The organism is Pantoea sp. ICBG 985, assembly GCF_002928365.1.
GTDB classification, from domain to species: domain Bacteria; phylum Pseudomonadota; class Gammaproteobacteria; order Enterobacterales; family Enterobacteriaceae; genus Pantoea; species Pantoea dispersa.
The window spans coordinates 621,573-637,596 of record NZ_POWM01000003.1; the positions used below are offsets into that span (position 1 = coordinate 621,573).

Below are 16,024 nucleotides of genomic sequence, written 5' to 3' on the forward strand. Positions count from 1 at the left end.
AACGTTACAGGCCGAGCGCGCGCGTTACTGCTTCCGGCATTGACGGACGCCCATTGGCGAGACAGGTGGCAACAAACGTGGCCTCGGCATACACCACGCCGTCGACCTTGATTTGCTGCACGAAGTTCACGCGATTGCGCTTCTCGTTCTGCTCCAGCGCGCAGGTGACTTCCACCTTATCGCCTTTCACCAGGCTCTTGCGGAAGCGCAGCGTGTACTCCAGCACCATGTAAATCTTGCCCTGACTGAACTCTTCTTCAATGTCGATACCCAGCGCCTCGCGCATGTAAGCGTGGCGCGTCCACTCCATGTAAAACGGGTAGTACAGCCCGTCGACCACGCCCTGAAAATCGATATGGCTTTCATCTACGTCATAGTGCTTTACGAACATTTTTGCATCCTGATAAGCGCGTTACGCGGTGAGGCAATGGGTATACCGCAGAATGACGTAGCGGGAAAATGGCAAGATGTTGCAAAGTAATTCCACTGTCGCCTGACGGAATGAATGCTGGTATTTTCCCGTGCTGCAGCAGAAACTGACAGCTGCATCACATATCCATAATCAACTGGCTACCTTTTTGTGACAAATCACGCAGCCCGGACACATTTTTCTGCGCAGGGTCGCGCGGCCAAACATAATGGTTTTACTATGTACACGCATGTTGTACAGAGTAAAACAATAACACTGGCCGATTTGCGTTAAGCCATGACTCTGTGAGGAACTCTATGTCTGACAAGATAACCCGCGCGGCCGCTGTGCCCGATATTGAGCAGCAGACCGTAAAACGCGTCATCTGGCGCATTCTGCCGTTCCTGATCGTCTGCTATCTGATCGCCATTATTGATCGCGGCAACATCGGCATGGCGTCCCTGCAAATGAATGAAGATCTCGGGCTGAGCAAAGCGGTGTTTGGCCTGGCAAGCAGCCTGTTTTTTGTTGGCTATTTTCTGTTTGAGGTGCCAAGCAACCTCGCGATGCAGAAGATTGGCGCCAAAATCTGGATTTCGCGCATCATGGTGACCTGGGGCATTGTCTCGGTGTGCACCGCGTTCGTCAGCAGTGCAGAAATGCTGTACGTGCTGCGCTTTCTGCTGGGCGCTGCCGAAGCCGGCTTCTTTCCCGGCGTGATCCTATATTTGACTTACTGGATCCCGGCGAAATATCGCGCGCGCGTGATTGCGACCTTTATGGTGGCGATCCCGGCAGCCAACTTTATTGGCTCGCCGATCTCGGGCGCAATCCTGACGATGGACGGCTGGTTCGGCCTGCGCGGCTGGCACTGGCTGTTTATCATCGAAGGATTCCCGGCGATTGTGCTGGGGGTGCTGGCTTTCTTCCTGCTCAGCAACCGTCCGGAAAATGCCCACTGGCTGACCAGCGAACAGCGCAACTGGCTGAGCGGCAAACTGGCTGAAGAGAATGCACAGCGCAAAGCGATTGGTCATATCACCCTGTGGCAGCTGCTGCGCCACAAGCATATCTGGGTGATGGCGCTGATTTACGCCGGCGCGTCGGCAGCGGGTTCGACGCTGAGCGTCTGGTCACCGCAGCTGCTGAAATCATTTGGCCTGGATAACTTCACCACCGGTTTGATGAATGCGATCCCGTACGGTCTGGCATCGATTCTGATGATTGTCTGGGGCCGCAGCTCTGACCGTAGCGGTGAGCGTCGCTGGCACACCGCGCTGACGCTGTTCCTGATTGCCGGTGGACTGCTGGCGGCGTTCCTGACCGATACGCTGGCGGGCAGCGTGGTGATTCTGTCACTGGTACTGATTGGTGCTTACTCGATGAAAGGGCCGTTCTGGGCGCTGGCCTCGGGCTGGATGTCCTCAACCACCGCAGCGGCCGGTCTGGCTGCTATCGGCGCGATGGCCAACCTGATTGGTGGCGGGCTGATGGTGAACGTTTACGGCATCATCAATGAGAAAACCGGCAGCCATGCGATGGCGATGATTCCTCTGGCGCTGCTGTGCGCGGCGGGCGGCATTGCGGTATTGCTGATGGGACGCAGCAAAAAGCTACACGTTGAAGCGGAACAGCCGGTGGCCAGCACCGGGAAATAATCTCATGAGCCTGTGCCAGGGAGGGCACGCATCTGGCTTATCACTTCTGCCGTTATCCTGCTTTCATCCTTTAAAACATCCGTTTCCCGATGCGCCACAGGCACACCGGGAAACGCGGCGTTATTATCTCTGCTCAGCGCTGCGCTGGCGCCATGGATCTTTCACCATAGCGACCGCCAGTGCGCCAATCATCAGGACTGCCGCCACCGCCAGCAGCGCCCACATAAAGCCGCCGGTAGTCTGACGCACATAGCCGATCAGCGACGGGCCGAAGAAGCCGCCGAGATTACCAATCGAGACAATCATGGCTAAGCCGCCTGCTGCGGCATTGCCGGTTAAAAAGCCGGAAGGCAGCGCCCAGAACGAGGCCTGAAACGCCAGAATACCGCTGACGGTGCAGCACAGTGCCAGCATTTTGATCACCGGCGCATCGCTCAGCGCGCTGCACATCAGGGCTAAGGCGGCGATCACCAGCGCGCCGCTGATCCAGCGAATACGGTGCGCTGATGCATTAGCGCGGCGCGCCCACAACAGCATGCTCACGGCACCGCAGACATAGGGCAGCGCGGTAAGAAAGCCGGTTGCCGTATGGCTCACGCCGAGCTGTTTAATGATCTGCGGCATCCACAGTCCCACGCCGATCGAACCCACAATGCCGCAAAAGTTAATAAACGCCAGCAGATACAGCAGTGGATTGCGCAGCGCGTCGCGCATCTGGGAACCGTGCGTTGCCGCGATTTGCTGTTGCTCATCGGCCAGTCGCCGGCTCAGCAACTGCTGTTCACGCGGCGCCAGCCAGCGCGCTTTCTCCGGCCGGTCGCTCAGCACAAACAGGCACATGACGCCGAGGATCACCGCCGGTAAGCCTTCAATCAATAGCAGCCACTGCCAGTTACGGATATGCTCATGGCCGGTGATCTGCATCAGCGCGCCGGAAATCGGTGAGCCGATGATATTGGCCACCGGAATGCCGACCAGGAACGCGGCGGTGATTTTGGCGCGCCAGCTGCCAGGGAACCAGTAGGTAAAGAACAGATAGATGCCGGGGGTAAAGCCGGCCTCTGCTACGCCGAGACAGAAGCGCGCAATGGCAAAGCTGACGGGGCCGCTGATGAACGCGGTCGCCATCGAAATCAACCCCCACGAAATCATGATGCGCGCGATCCAGATGCGCGCGCCCACTTTTTGCATGATCAGGTTGCTGGGAATTTCAAACAGGAAATAGCCGATAAAAAACATGCCCGCGCCAAAGCCAAACTGTTCGGCGGTGATGCCGAGATCGGCGTTCATGCCCAGCGCAGCAAAGCTGACGTTGGTGCGGTCAAGGTAGCTGACCACATAGCAGATAAAGATAAACGGCAGAATGCGACGAAAGGCTTTGGCGGCCGCCTGCTCACTGTCGTGGAAATCCTGTTCGCTGAGCGTTTCATGGCGGGGTGGCACCGCAGCCGGCTGAGCCGGCGCAGGGCTGGATGTTGAGTGCAGGGTCATAGTAATCTCCGGTGCGTTCGGATGACGCAGAGTTGTAGTCAGAGAAACGAGGTATCGATGGCCGGCAATGCGCGGCCTGGCGTGTTCTGAGTGCAGGTCAGGATGCTGCCGCTGACCGATTCGGTGATAAACAGCTGGTTAAGGTCGGCCCCGCCGAAGCACAGGTTGGTGGTGGAGCGCCCCAGCGGACTGAGCAGAATCTCTTCCGGTTCAGCCAGATCGTTAAGACGCCAGACGCGCCCGAGGCCGGGATTGGCGATCAGCAGTTCGCCGCGCTGATTGATGGTCAGCCCGTCCGGCCCGCTGGGTCCGTGCGAGGTAAAGAACAGTCCGACTTTGCTCACCGAACCATCCGCCAGCAGCGGCACGCGCCACACACAGTTGCCGCGCGTCATCGCCACGTAGAGGATTTTCTCATCCGGCGACAGAACCAGGCCGTTCGGGCTCGGGCAGTTATCCAGCAGCAGATCCAGCCGGCCATCCGGACTGAGCCGATAGACGCGTCCGCTGGCATCGTGCAGCCCGGTCTGGCCCTGATCGGTGAAATAGAGATTGCCGCGACTGTCAGGCGTTAAATCGTTGACGCCGCGAAAGCTTTCGCTGTTACGCCGCGTCAGCCACGGCGTGATAGTGGCGCTGCTGATTGACAGCTTCATCAGGCCGTTACGGTAATCGGTGATGATCAGCGTGTCCGGATCGGTCAGCTTCATGCCGTTGGGCTCACCGTCATACTGCACCACCAGCTCCCAGTTGCCGCTCATATCAACGCGAAAGATGCGGCCATAGGGAATGTCGGTGACATACAGACAGCCGGAGGGATGCCATACCGGGCCTTCAAGAAAGGAGTCGGTAAGCTGGCCGCCGCGATTGGCGGCAGCCCAGACATTGCCGGCGTCCGGCCGGCGAAACGCTTCCGGCAGGCGCGAAAACAGCGTTAACTCGCGCACCTCCGGTACGGTGAGCACGGTCATGATACCGCCTCCTGCTCCTGCAGAACCTGCAACGCGTTGCGCGCGGCACCGGTGCCCATGCGCACGTAAGCATTGTCGCTCACGCCACCAATGTGCGGCGTAATAATCACATTGTTGAGCGACTGCCACAGATGCGGTGCAGTCAGCGGCTCGCTGGTGAAGCTGTCCAGTCCGGCGGCACGCAGCGTGCCGTTTTGCAGCGCGGTCGCCACCGCCTGATCGTCAATCAGTCCGCCGCGCGCGGTATTGACCAGAATAGCGCCAGGCTTAAAACGGGCGAGGGCGGCCGCGTTGATCATCTGGTGATTGCTGTCCGTCAGCGGACAGTGCAGCGACACCACATCGGCACGGCTGTACAGTTCATCCAGTGATTCAACCGCTTCACAGCCAGCCGGCAAGGTTTGCGCATAAGGATCGTAGGCCAGCACCTGCATACCGAAGGCCTGACCGATGCGCGCCACGCGGCTGCCGATGGCACCCAGGCCGACCAGGCCGAGCGTGCGTCCTTCCAGCTCCAGCGATTTATGCTGCGCTTTATCCCAGTGTCCGTCGCGCATCCGGCGGTCCAGCTGCGGCACGGATTTAGCACAGGCGAGGATCAGCGCCCAGGCATGCTCCGACACGGCAGCGGCATTGGCGCCCACTGCCGCGCGGACCGCAATCTGGCGTTCCGCCGCTGCCTGCTGATCGATAACGTCAATACCGCTGCCGTGCTTGGAGATCACGCGCAGCGCCGGCGCGGCGTCCATGATGCGCCAGTTGATTTTGCCGTAGCGCACAATGATCGCCTGAGGGTTATGGCGCTCACACAGCGCGATCAAATCGGCTTCCTGCGGCTGGCGTCCGGCATAAATCAGCTGATAGTCCTGCAGCAGCTCGATGGCTTCAGCAGCCAGGTCGCTGCCGGTGATGAGGATAGTTTTTACGTTGCTCATTACAGCGATTCTCCTTCTGCTAACATACCCGCCGCGCGCAGGGCACCTTCCAGCCAGCCCGGACGTAAATCGCCCTGCTTAATACCCGCGATGCGGCGCGTTTCGGCGTCCAGCTTCTTCGCCGCCAGGGCAATGATGCGTTCCACATCCTGTTTAGCGATCACCACCACGCCATCGGCATCGCCGACCACCAGGTCGCCCGGCTCAATCGACGCACCGGCTACCGACACCGGATGGTTCACGCGTCCGGGAATACTTTTGGTGGGGCCGCTCGGGTTTAGGCCGGCCGCAAACACCGGATAGCTGCCCTGCGCGAGGGCGTCAGCATCACGCACCGCGCCATCAATGATGATGCCGGCGATGCCGGACGCTTCGGCCTGGGTTGCCATGATTTCACCCAGCAGCGCGCAACTGATGTCGCCTTTGCCGTCCACCACCAGCACATCACCCGGCTGGGCGATAGCCAGCGCCGCGTGAATCGCCAGGTTATCGCCCGGACGCACTTCCACTGTGATGGCCGGCCCGGCGACTTTCATCTGCGGCGACAGCGGTTTAACGCGGCCATGCAGGGTGCCGCGACGACCGGCGACATCGGCCAGAATCGCCGCCTGGAATGCGGCGGCCTGGCTGACGGACAGGGCGCTGACGCGCTCGATGTTGCGGTTGATCAGGTTATTTGCAGACACAGACATAATTCACCTCGTGGTTTGTTTTACCTGGTACAACAATGTTGTACAATATAAAACAACTATATCGACGATCTGACGCTGCATGCCAGTGTTACGAAGGTGTTTGTGATGTAAACACGATGTGACTCACAGTTTTCAGGTACACTCAGGACGGCACAAATCAGGAGGAAAAAATGGGAAATGAAGGCGTTAATGCGGTGGAGAAGGCGTTGTCGCTGCTGGATTGTTTTAAGCCGGGCGAAGAGAGCCTGTCGCTGACTGCGCTGTCGCAGCTTTCCGGCTATCACAAAACCACTGTTTATCGTCTGATGAACTCGCTGGAAAGGATGGGCTATGTGGTGCGCAGTGACAGCGGTGTCTACACGCTCGGCCCGCGTCTGTTATACCTCGGCAAGCTTTATGAGCAATCATTCCATCTGGCCAGCGTGGTGCAGCCGGAATTGCAGGCGCTGGCAACGGCGACCAACGAGAGCGCCAGCTGGTACGTGCTGGATAACGGCCAGCGTCTGTGCCTGTTTCGTGCTGAATCGTCTGATGGCCTGCGTCATACGCGCCTGCCGGGGACAATTTTTCCGCTCGATAACTCAGCCATCAGTAAGGTGCTGCGTTTCTGGGGCATGAATGAAAATCTCTTCGATGCGCTGCCGTCGCTGCCAATATTCAGCTCAGGCGCGCGCGATCCGCACATCGCGGCCTTTGCCGTGCCGGTATTCGCCGAAAATGACCGGCTGACCGCTGCGCTGGCGCTGACCGGCCCGGTTTCGCGTCTGACGCTGAATCGCAAAGATGAAGAGTTAGGTGTGTTGATGCGCGAAGCGGCTGCACGCCTGTCAGCCAAACTGGGCGCGCGCAAAGCATTTTGTGATGCGGTTTATGCGGCTAAATAAGGCTGCGCATTAATCACTCATCGGCGGGCCAGCAGGCCTGCCGCACTCCTTCGGATTTTTCAAAGCAACACCTCAGTTAATGCTGTTTTCCCTGCTGCGCTAAGCCCGGTATACCTTGCGGAAACCAATTAAACGCTGGCAGGCACCATGAGCACCCATACCCGCATCCGCAAATTCAACACCAAAGATACCTATCCTAATCAGTCGCTGGACAACGACCTGTGTCAGGCCGTGCGCGCCGGCAACACCGTTTACGTGCGTGGCCAGATTGGCACCGACTTCGAAGGCAACCTGGTGGGGCTGGGCGATCCGGCAGCGCAGGCCGAGCAGGCGATGAAAAACGTGAAGCAACTGCTCGAAGAAGCGGGCAGCGACCTGTCGCACATCGTGAAAACCACCACCTACATCATCGACCCGCGCTATCGCGAGCCGGTGTATCAGGTGGTCGGCAAGTGGCTGAAAGGCGTGTTTCCCATCTCCACCGGTCTGGTGATCTCGGGACTGGGCCAGCCGCAGTGGCTGATGGAGATCGACGTGATTGCGGTGATCCCCGACGACTGGCAGCCGCAATAAGGAGCGCCGCATCATGACGTTATCGATTGTTGGACGCTGCGCGCAAACCGGCCAACTGGGCATTGCGGTCAGCTCGTCGAGTATTGCGGTCGGCGCACGCTGTCCGTGGCTGCGCGCCGGCGTCGGCGCGGTCTCCACGCAGAACATCACGCTGCCGGCGCTGGGCCCGCGTATCCTTGATCGGCTGAGTCAGGGCGAGACGGCGCAGCAGGCGCTGCAGAGCGGCCTTGCCAGCGATGACTTTTTTGATTATCGCCAGCTTACGGTGCTGGCGGCCGACGGCAGCAGTGCCTGCTTCAGCGGAACGCACACGCTGGGAGTGAATCACGCGCTGTGCGGCAGCGACTGCGTAGCGGCCGGTAATTTGCTGGCGAATCCCGAGGTGATTGCGGCGATGGTCAGCGCGTTTACGCAGCAGCCGGGCGAACTGGCCGCACGGTTAATCGCGGCCATGCAGGCCGGGATGGCCGCCGGAGGTGAAGCCGGGCCGGTTCATTCGGCGGCGCTGGCAGTGGTGGGCGAACCGTCGTGGCCGCTGGTTGATCTGCGCGTTGACTGGACGGAGGGCGATCCCATCGCGGAACTTCATCAGCTGTGGCTGGCCTATCAGCCGCAGATGCAGGATTACCTGACGCGCGCGCTCAATCCCACGCTGGCACCCCGTTACGGCGTGCCGGGTGATGAATAAGCGTGAGGAGACGCGATGCTGACCAGCCGTAACCTGCTCGAACATCTGGTGGCTTTCGACACCACCAGCCGCGAATCCAACCTGGCGCTGATCGATTTCTGCTGGCGCTACCTCAGCGGGCTGGGCGTGACCTGTGAACTGATGCACAACGCAGAACGCAGCAAGGCCAATCTCTATGCGCGGCTCGGGCCAGCCGGCAGCGGCGGGGTAATGCTATCGGGCCACAGCGATGTGGTACCGGTTGATGGCCAGACGTGGACGGTGCCGCCGTTTGCGCTCACCGAACGTGACGGCAAGCTGTATGGACGCGGCACGGCAGACATGAAAGGCTTCCTCGCCTGCATGCTGGCTGCGGTGCCGCATTTTCTCGCCCAGCCGCTGCGTCAGCCGCTGCATCTGGCTATCTCCTATGACGAAGAGGTGGGTTGCCTCGGCGTGCGCTCGCTGGTGAAGGCGCTGGCGCAGCGCAGCGATCGACCGGCGATCTGCCTGATTGGCGAGCCGACAGAACTGCGTCCGGTGCTGGGCCACAAAGGCAAGCTGGCAATGCGCTGCGAAGTGCAGGGCGCGGCCTGCCACTCGGCGTACGCGCCGCAGGGCGTTAATGCGATTGAATACGCCGCGAAGCTGATCCAGCGCTTGACCGTCATCGGTGAACGTCTGGCGGCGCCGGAACGACAGGATGCGCGCTTCGATCCGCCATTTACCACCGTGCAAACCGGGATGATCCACGGCGGACGCGCGCTGAATATCGTGCCTGACGCCTGCAGTTTTGATTTCGAAGTACGCACGCTGCCGCAGGAGGATGCGCAGCAGGTGGCAGAGGAGCTGGTGGCGTATGCGCAGCAGACGCTGGAGCCGCAGATGCGCGCGGTACAGCCCGCCAGCGCTATCCGCTTCTCGCCGCTTAGCGCCTATCCAGGGCTGGATACTGCCGCGCACAGTGCCGCGGCACAGCTGATTGCCTGGCTGAGCGGCAGCGACAGCTTCAGCACCGTGGCGTTTGGCACTGAAGGCGGACTGTTTGCCGCCGCCGGCATCCCCTGCGTGGTGTGCGGTCCCGGCAGTATGGAGCAGGGCCATAAGCCCGACGAATTTATCACCCTCGCACAGCTGGACGCCTGTGACAGCCTGTTACGTCGGCTGGCGACCTGGATGTGCGAATGAACCCGCGACGAGCCACCCCGTCCGAATCCGGAGATTGTATGGTCAGTGCAGAAGTAACCCCGTTTCCGCAGCCGCTGTCATCGGCACCGCATAAGGCCAACGTGGCGGTGCAGCTGGATGGCGTCCTGAAGCGCTTTGGTGATGCCATCGCGCTGCATAAAATTTCTCTCACCATCCACGAAGGTGAGTTTATTACGCTGCTCGGCCCGTCCGGCTGCGGCAAAACCACGTTGCTGAACCTGATGGCCGGCTTTGCCGAAGCCGACGGCGGTGAGATTTTTATCGATGGCGACCTGGTAACGGAAATCCCGCCCTATCAGCGCGAGATTGGCATCGTGTTTCAGAACTACGCGCTGTTTCCGCACATGACGGTGGAGAAAAACGTCGGCTACGGCTTGCGTATGCGCGGCGTGCCGAAAGCGGAAATCGCCGAGCGGGTCGGGCAGGCGCTGGCGCTGGTGAAGCTGGCGGGTTACGGCCAGCGCAAGCCGCGTGAATTGTCTGGCGGGCAGCAGCAGCGCGTGGCGCTGGCACGCGCGCTGGTGATTCGCCCGAAAGTGTTGCTGCTGGATGAGCCGTTCTCAGCACTGGACAAAAATTTGCGGTTATCCATGCAGGTCGAGCTGAAAGCGATTCAGCGCAAACTCGGCGTAACCACGGTCTTTGTCACCCACGATCAGGGCGAAGCGCTGAGCATGAGCGACCGCGTGGTAGTGATGTCGGCCGGTCACGTGCGCCAGATTGGTCCGCCGGATGAGATCTATCGCCGCCCGCAGGATCCGTTTGTCGCCAGCTTCGTTGGTGACGTGAACATTCTGCCGGGCCGCTACGCCGGCCGTGACACCAGCGCGCTGCTGGAGCTGGGCGGCAACACGCTGCGCCTGCCGGCCAAACGGGTGCAGGCCAGCGTCGGCGACCGGCTCGATGTGTATGTGCGTCCGGAAAATGTGCAGCTGGCGCCGCTCGGTCCGCAGGCGCTGCTCAGTGCCACGGTACTGACACACGTGTTTCAGGGCGATCACGTTGACGTGCACCTCGATATCCCGGCGCTCGGCAGTGCCTCACTGTTTGCCCGTCAGTCCGGACTGGAGGCGCTGACGCGCTGGCCGGTCGGCAGCGTGGTGGGGCTGACTTTTGATGATGAGGGCGTTTGTGCCTTCGCCAGCGACGCACAGGGTTAACGCATGACAACGGAAACCATGACGGCGATCATCGCCGCACAGCCGGGTGGTGCAGAGGTGCTGACTGCGGTGCAGCGTCCGGTGCCGCAGCCGGGACCGGGCGAAGTGTTGCTGCGCGTGGTCAGCGCAGGGGTTAACCGGCCTGATATTCTGCAGCGCAACGGCATGCCACCGCCGCCAGGCTGCAGCGATATCCTCGGGCTGGAAGCGGCGGGCGTCATCGTTGCGCTCGGCGCAGGCGTCAGCGAACTGCAGCCGGGCATGGCGGTGATGGCGCTGCTGAGCGGCGGCGGTTATGCACAATACTGCGTGGCGCGCGCCGACCTGTGCCTGCCGGTGCCGGACACGCTGCCGCTCAGCCACGCGGCGGGGTTTCCCGAAGCCGCGTTTACCGTCTGGCACAACCTGTTTGAGCTGGGGCGTCTGATGCCGGGCGACAGCGTGCTGATTCACGGCGCGGCCAGCGGCGTGGGCACGCTGGCGATCCAGTGCGCCCAGGCTTGTGGCGCGCGGGTGATTGCCACCGCCGGCGGTGCAGAAAAAATTGCCGCGCTGCAGCAGCTGGGCGTGTGGCGCGCCATCGATCGCCATAGCGAAGATTTTGTGGCGGTGATTCAGACGCTGACCCGGGAACGCGGTGTGGATGTGGTGCTGGATAACGTCGGCGGCGACTACATTGCGCGCAACCTCAGCGTACTGGCAGCGGGCGGGCGGCACGTCAGCCTCGCCTTTATGCAGCGGGCCACGGTGGAGATCGATTTACAGTTGATCATGCGCAAAGGCTTAAGCCTGACCTCTTCCACGTTGCGACCGAAAAGCGCGGCGGAAAAAGCGCGTCTGGCGCAGTGCGTGCGCGCCCATCTGCTGCCTTTACTGGCCGCCGGGCGCATCACACCGCAGGTGCATCAGCGATTGCCACTGACGGCCGCCGCGCAGGCGCACCGCATCCTTGAAGCCAATGCGAATATCGGCAAAGTGCTGCTGCTGCCAGATGCGGAGGCCATGCCATGATGGAACTTTATTACGCTTCTACCTCGGCTTACGTGCGAAAAGTGATGGTGTGCGCCCAGCTGCTGGGTCTGGCGCCGGAGATCACCCTGCTGGCGTCGGCGGCGCACCCCGTCGAGCGCGATGCGCGCATTGCCGCGTTTAATCCGCTGGCCAAAGTGCCAGCGCTGCGCACTGAACAGGGGCTATGTTTATACGACAGCCGTGTGATCTGCGAATACCTTAACCACCGCGCCGCGGGCCAGTTGCTGCCGGCAGACGGCGAGGCGCGCTGGCTGTGCCTTACGCGCCAGGCGCTGGGTGATGGGCTGCTGGACGCCGCGCTGCTGGCGCGCTACGAAACCAGCGCCCGCCCGCTGGAAAAGCAGTGGTCAGCGTGGCGCGATGCGCAGCTGACCAAAGTGGCGGCTGCGCTGGCGGCCATTGAGCAGCAGGCGGAGGCGTTCAGCCGCACGCCTGACGATCTCGGGCTGATCGCCATCGGCTGCGGATTGGGCTACCTCGACTTCCGTTTTGCTGAACTCAACTGGCGCGCCACGCATCCGCAGAGCGCCGCCTGGTTTGCCCTCTTTGATGCGCATCCGGCGATGGCCGCGACGCGCCCGCACCTGTAACGGAGCCGCAATGTCTCAGATTTTCTTTCTCAATGGGCCCAATGCCAATCTGTACGGCATGGATCGCCACGGTACTTACGGCAGCGACAGTTTCGCCAGCATCGGCGACCGCTGTCAGCGGCGCGCCGACGCGCACGGCCTCAGGCTGCAGTTTCGTCAGAGCAACCATGAAGGGGTGCTGGTGGACTGGATTCAGGAAGCGCGCCAGCAGGCGGACGGGCTGATCATCAATGCCGCCGGGTTGTCGTACCGATCAGTACCGATTCTGGATGCGCTGCTGATGTTCGATGGCCCGATCATCGAAGCGCACATGAGCAATATCTGGCAGCGCGAGCCGTTTCGTCATCAGTCGCTGGTGTCGAAAGCCGCCACCGGCGTGATCGCCGGGCTGGGCGCGCTGGGTTATGAACTGGCTATCGATGCGCTGGCGACGCTGCTACAGGAGCCCAGCGCATGACGACGCTGGTGTTTTATAGCGAGTTCGACAGCTTCGAGGCGTGGTCGGCGCTGCTGGCACCACAATTACCGGATGTCGCTATTTGCCGTGCCGACCAGGTTGCGGATGCCGATAGCGTGCAGTTTGCGCTGGCGTGGAAGCCGCCGCGCGGCTTTTTTGCCCCGTATCGCCAGCTGAAATTGCTGGTGAATCTGGGCGCGGGCGTTGACTCGCTGGTAGGGCGCGACGACCTGCCTGACATCCCGATCGTCCGGCTATCGGACCCGGATATGGCGCGCATGATGGCCGGTTACGTGCTGTTTGCCGTGCTGCGTTACGCGCGTGACATACCGGCATTTGAGCGCGCACAGCGTGAACGTCGCTGGCATTATCTGCATCCGCGCGAGCCGGCGTCGATTCGCGTGGGCGTGTTGGGGCTGGGCGAACTGGGTGCGTATGCGGCGCGCGAACTGGCGCGTCAGGGCTTCGACGTGCGCGGCTGGTCGCGCTCGCCCAAAGCGCTGGACGGCATTCACTGCGTCAGCGGCATACAGGCGCTGGATGCGTTTCTGTCCAGCAGCGACATTTTGGTGGTGATGCTGCCGCTCACGCCGGAAACCCACGGTTTGCTGGATGCGCAGCGTCTGGCGCGGTTGCCGCCGGGCTGCGCGCTGATCAACGTGTCGCGTGGCGCGATTGTCGATCAGCCCGCGCTGACCGCGGCGCTGCAGAGCGGACAGATCGGGCACGCCACATTAGACGTGTTTGATCGCGAGCCGCTGCCGCCCGACGATGCGCTGTGGGGCATGGAGAATGTGCTGGTCACGCCGCATCTGGCGTCGGTGGCGATCCCGGCCAGCGCCGCGCGTCAGGTGGCTGATAACATCCAGCGGGTGATGCGCGGCGAGCCGGTGCTCAACCAGGTGTTTCCCGCGCGGGGTTACTGAGTGCGTCAGGCGACGCGCACCACCTGCGGGTCGAAGTAGCTTGGCGCGGCCATGCCCGGAATGTATTGATCGGAGATGAACATGCGGCAGCGCTCGGCGAAGGCGTTGACCACCATCGACTGCTGCACGTGGGCCACAGTGGCGTATCCCAGCAACATTGGCCGGTTCACACCGGCAAGGCGCACGCGGATCACCCGTTTGCCATCCTGCGACAGATTGGCTTTGGGCCGCACATTGGCGATGCCAAATCCCACGCCGTTGGCCACCATCGCGCGTACCACTTCCATATTGCCGGAGCGCATCACAATGTTGGGCGTGACGCCCGCTTCGCTAAACAGGCTGAGAAAGTATTCACGGCTCCACGGCATATCCAGCAGCACCATCGGCACCGTAGCGAGATCCTGAATGGTCACCGCAGACTGACTGGCAAACGGGTGATGTTCGCCGACCATCACATACGGCGGCAGCTGTGCCAGCGACTGAAACGCGATGTCGCTGGCTGGCACCAGATCGTAGGTCAGCGCGATATCGATATCGGCGGCGCGCAGCTGTTTCAGCAGCTGTTCATGATTGCCCTCCACCAGCGTGATGCGCACGCCGGGGAAGGCACGGCCAAAGCCAAACACCAGCTCCGGCGTCAGCATCGGGGCCAGCGTGTCGAGACAGCCGACGCGCAGCGGGCCGCGCACGTTGTTCAGCGACTCTGAGGCGATGGTATACAGATTCGACATCTGTTCCAGAATCAGCTTCGCCTCTTTTAAAACCTGATGGCCAATGGCGGTGAGCGACACGCCCTGCGCGTGGTGGCGCACAAACAGCTGCACCCCCAGCTCGGATTCGATGTGGGTAATGGCGGCAGAGATCGACGGTGACGATACGTGAATACGTTCGGATGCGCCAATAATGCTGCCGGCTTCGCCGGACGCGACGAAGTATTCCAGCTGGCGCTGGGTGATGCGACTGAGCATGCAGATTCTCCTGGTGTCGCCAGCGCGATCTTGTCGCGCCGGCTTTTCTATTTACCCCTGTTTCCATGCATTTATCATGCCGGACAGCGAATAGCAGCATAATCCCCTGCCTGACCCTTCACGCCCATTCGCTTCTGCCTCACTAAGGCTTAAGAAAATCCGTTGCAAAGCAGCGACTTTTTTAGCGTCAGAAATTCCGATGCAACGGCGAGGAAAAGGCTGTTTTACCGCAGCAGCGGCCAGCGGCAGAATCGCTGTGACACCTGCTTTTCACTTTCGCACTGTTTTGGCGCAGCGCGCCGTGGCGAATCAACGGTGGTTCAGAGCAGCGATAACAGCCTTTTCATTCACTGGGGACAAAAATATGTTGCGTAAGATGTGTGCCTTAACGTTGTTAACCACGGGAATTCTGAGCGCAGGGAATGCCATGGCCGCCGACAAGCTGATTGTCAGCACCTGGGGCGGCAGCTTTAAAGATCTGATCGATCAAACCATCGCTAAAGAGTTCACTAAAGAGACCGGCGTCGAAGTCCAGTTCGTCACCGGCGGCACCATCGATCGCCTCAACAAAGCCAAACTGGCGGGCGGTTCGCCGGAAACTGACGTGACCTTCACCACCGCGCACGTCGGCTATCTGTATGCCAACAGCGGCCTGTTCGAGAAGCTCGACATGAGCAAAATCCCTAACGCGGTCAATCTGGTGCAGCAGGCGAAAGTCAGCCCGTATCATCTTGGCGTGTGGGGCTACGTCTACACCATCGGCTACCGTCCGGATCTGGTGCCGAAAGGGGAAACCTTCAGCAGCTGGAACGACCTGTGGAAGCCGGAGCTGAAAGGCACGCTGGCGCTGCCCGACTGGGATCCGAGCCACATTATCGCCGTGGCCGCTAAACTCTCCGGCAGCGATGCGGCGCACTGGCAGCAGGGCCAGGCGAAGCTGAAAGCGCTGATTCCTAATATCAAATCGTTCTACACCGATGATGCCAACAGCCAGCAGCTGATCTCCACCGGAGAAACGCCGGTGCAGGTGATGCTGTCGATGAACGCCTACAGCATGATTGCGGAAGGGGTCAACATTAAGCTGGCAATACCGAAAGAGGGCGCGATCCTCGGCGTGGATACCGTCGGCATCAATAAAGGCAGCAAACATGCCGATCTGGCGTACAAGTTCATCAACATCGCGCTGAAACCGGAAATTCAGCAGCAGGTGGCGAAGATCTATCGCGGTAGCCCGACGGTGACCAACGCGCATATCGATCCGGAGCTGGCGAAGCTGCCAGGCATGCTGACCACGCCGGCGCAGTGGAATGCCACCATCAATACCGATCCCCAACTGCGTGCGGAGAAAACTGCCGAGTGGCGTCAGTGGTTCTCTGAAAACATCATGTCTCACTGATTGTCC

General features: G+C 61.0%; 17 protein-coding genes. 11 read left to right on the plus strand and 6 right to left on the minus strand.

The window, feature by feature from the left end:
• Window positions 1–4: 4 nt before the first annotated feature.
• Window positions 5–391, minus strand: coding sequence for a thioesterase family protein (locus C1Y42_RS12325; protein ID WP_021509508.1), 387 nt, complete (start codon window positions 389–391; stop codon window positions 5–7).
• 335 nt (window positions 392–726) lie between these two features.
• Here C1Y42_RS12325 and C1Y42_RS12330 point away from each other — a divergent pair, with 335 nt between their 5' ends.
• Window positions 727–2,067: an MFS transporter gene (locus C1Y42_RS12330; RefSeq protein WP_021509507.1), complete on the plus strand. Its 1,341-nt coding sequence runs from the start codon at window positions 727–729 to the stop codon at window positions 2,065–2,067.
• A 123-nt stretch (window positions 2,068–2,190) separates the two neighbouring features.
• On the opposite strand, the gene C1Y42_RS12335 is transcribed toward C1Y42_RS12330, so the two are convergent.
• From C1Y42_RS12335 to C1Y42_RS12350, 4 genes are read right to left on the minus strand one after another with little or no spacing between them, the layout of a single operon-like run.
• A complete protein-coding gene (locus tag C1Y42_RS12335; RefSeq protein WP_104093581.1) occupies window positions 2,191–3,558 on the minus strand; it encodes an MFS transporter in 1,368 nt (455 codons plus the stop codon).
• A gap of 38 nt (window positions 3,559–3,596) precedes the next feature.
• Window positions 3,597–4,529, minus strand: coding sequence for an SMP-30/gluconolactonase/LRE family protein (locus tag C1Y42_RS12340; protein WP_021509505.1), 933 nt, complete (start codon window positions 4,527–4,529; stop codon window positions 3,597–3,599).
• Window positions 4,526–5,464 (minus strand): hydroxyacid dehydrogenase, encoded by a 939-nt coding sequence (locus C1Y42_RS12345; protein ID WP_104093582.1) that lies wholly within the window; start codon window positions 5,462–5,464, stop codon window positions 4,526–4,528. The genes C1Y42_RS12340 and C1Y42_RS12345 overlap by 4 nt, the downstream gene beginning before the upstream one ends.
• On the minus strand, window positions 5,464–6,156 hold the full coding sequence (locus C1Y42_RS12350; protein ID WP_021509503.1) for a diguanylate cyclase: 693 nt from the start codon (window positions 6,154–6,156) through the stop codon (window positions 5,464–5,466). The genes C1Y42_RS12345 and C1Y42_RS12350 overlap by 1 nt, the downstream gene beginning before the upstream one ends.
• A gap of 170 nt (window positions 6,157–6,326) precedes the next feature.
• Between C1Y42_RS12350 and C1Y42_RS12355 the strand changes: the two genes are divergently transcribed.
• From C1Y42_RS12355 to C1Y42_RS12395, 9 genes are all read left to right on the plus strand, one after another.
• Window positions 6,327–7,040, plus strand: coding sequence for an IclR family transcriptional regulator (locus C1Y42_RS12355; protein WP_021509502.1), 714 nt, complete (start codon window positions 6,327–6,329; stop codon window positions 7,038–7,040).
• 147 nt (window positions 7,041–7,187) lie between these two features.
• Complete coding sequence (locus C1Y42_RS12360; protein WP_021509501.1) at window positions 7,188–7,613, plus strand: RidA family protein; 426 nt, start codon at window positions 7,188–7,190, stop codon at window positions 7,611–7,613.
• Window positions 7,614–7,626: 13 nt separating this feature from the next.
• On the plus strand, window positions 7,627–8,301 hold the full coding sequence (locus C1Y42_RS12365) for a DUF1028 domain-containing protein (protein WP_021509500.1): 675 nt from the start codon (window positions 7,627–7,629) through the stop codon (window positions 8,299–8,301).
• A 15-nt stretch (window positions 8,302–8,316) separates the two neighbouring features.
• Complete coding sequence (argE, locus tag C1Y42_RS12370; protein ID WP_104093583.1) at window positions 8,317–9,468, plus strand: acetylornithine deacetylase; 1,152 nt, start codon at window positions 8,317–8,319, stop codon at window positions 9,466–9,468.
• A gap of 38 nt (window positions 9,469–9,506) precedes the next feature.
• Window positions 9,507–10,649, plus strand: coding sequence for an ABC transporter ATP-binding protein (locus C1Y42_RS12375; protein WP_058758803.1), 1,143 nt, complete (start codon window positions 9,507–9,509; stop codon window positions 10,647–10,649).
• A 3-nt stretch (window positions 10,650–10,652) separates the two neighbouring features.
• On the plus strand, window positions 10,653–11,660 hold the full coding sequence (locus C1Y42_RS12380; protein ID WP_021509497.1) for an NAD(P)H-quinone oxidoreductase: 1,008 nt from the start codon (window positions 10,653–10,655) through the stop codon (window positions 11,658–11,660).
• Window positions 11,657–12,271, plus strand: coding sequence for a glutathione S-transferase N-terminal domain-containing protein (locus C1Y42_RS12385; RefSeq protein ID WP_104093584.1), 615 nt, complete (start codon window positions 11,657–11,659; stop codon window positions 12,269–12,271). Before C1Y42_RS12380 ends, C1Y42_RS12385 begins: the two co-directional genes overlap by 4 nt.
• Window positions 12,272–12,281: 10 nt before the next feature.
• Window positions 12,282–12,728, plus strand: coding sequence for a type II 3-dehydroquinate dehydratase (locus C1Y42_RS12390; protein ID WP_104093585.1), 447 nt, complete (start codon window positions 12,282–12,284; stop codon window positions 12,726–12,728).
• Window positions 12,725–13,654: a glyoxylate/hydroxypyruvate reductase A gene (locus tag C1Y42_RS12395; protein WP_211075119.1), complete on the plus strand. Its 930-nt coding sequence runs from the start codon at window positions 12,725–12,727 to the stop codon at window positions 13,652–13,654. Before C1Y42_RS12390 ends, C1Y42_RS12395 begins: the two co-directional genes overlap by 4 nt.
• A gap of 5 nt (window positions 13,655–13,659) precedes the next feature.
• On the opposite strand, the gene C1Y42_RS12400 is transcribed toward C1Y42_RS12395, so the two are convergent.
• A complete protein-coding gene (locus C1Y42_RS12400) occupies window positions 13,660–14,622 on the minus strand; it encodes a LysR family transcriptional regulator (RefSeq protein WP_021509493.1) in 963 nt (320 codons plus the stop codon).
• 364 nt (window positions 14,623–14,986) lie between these two features.
• Between C1Y42_RS12400 and C1Y42_RS12405 the strand changes: the two genes are divergently transcribed.
• Window positions 14,987–16,018 carry a polyamine ABC transporter substrate-binding protein gene (locus C1Y42_RS12405; protein WP_059012398.1) on the plus strand — a complete coding sequence of 344 codons (1,032 nt, stop codon included), beginning with the start codon at window positions 14,987–14,989 and terminating at the stop codon, window positions 16,016–16,018.
• Window positions 16,019–16,024: the final 6 nt, after the last annotated feature.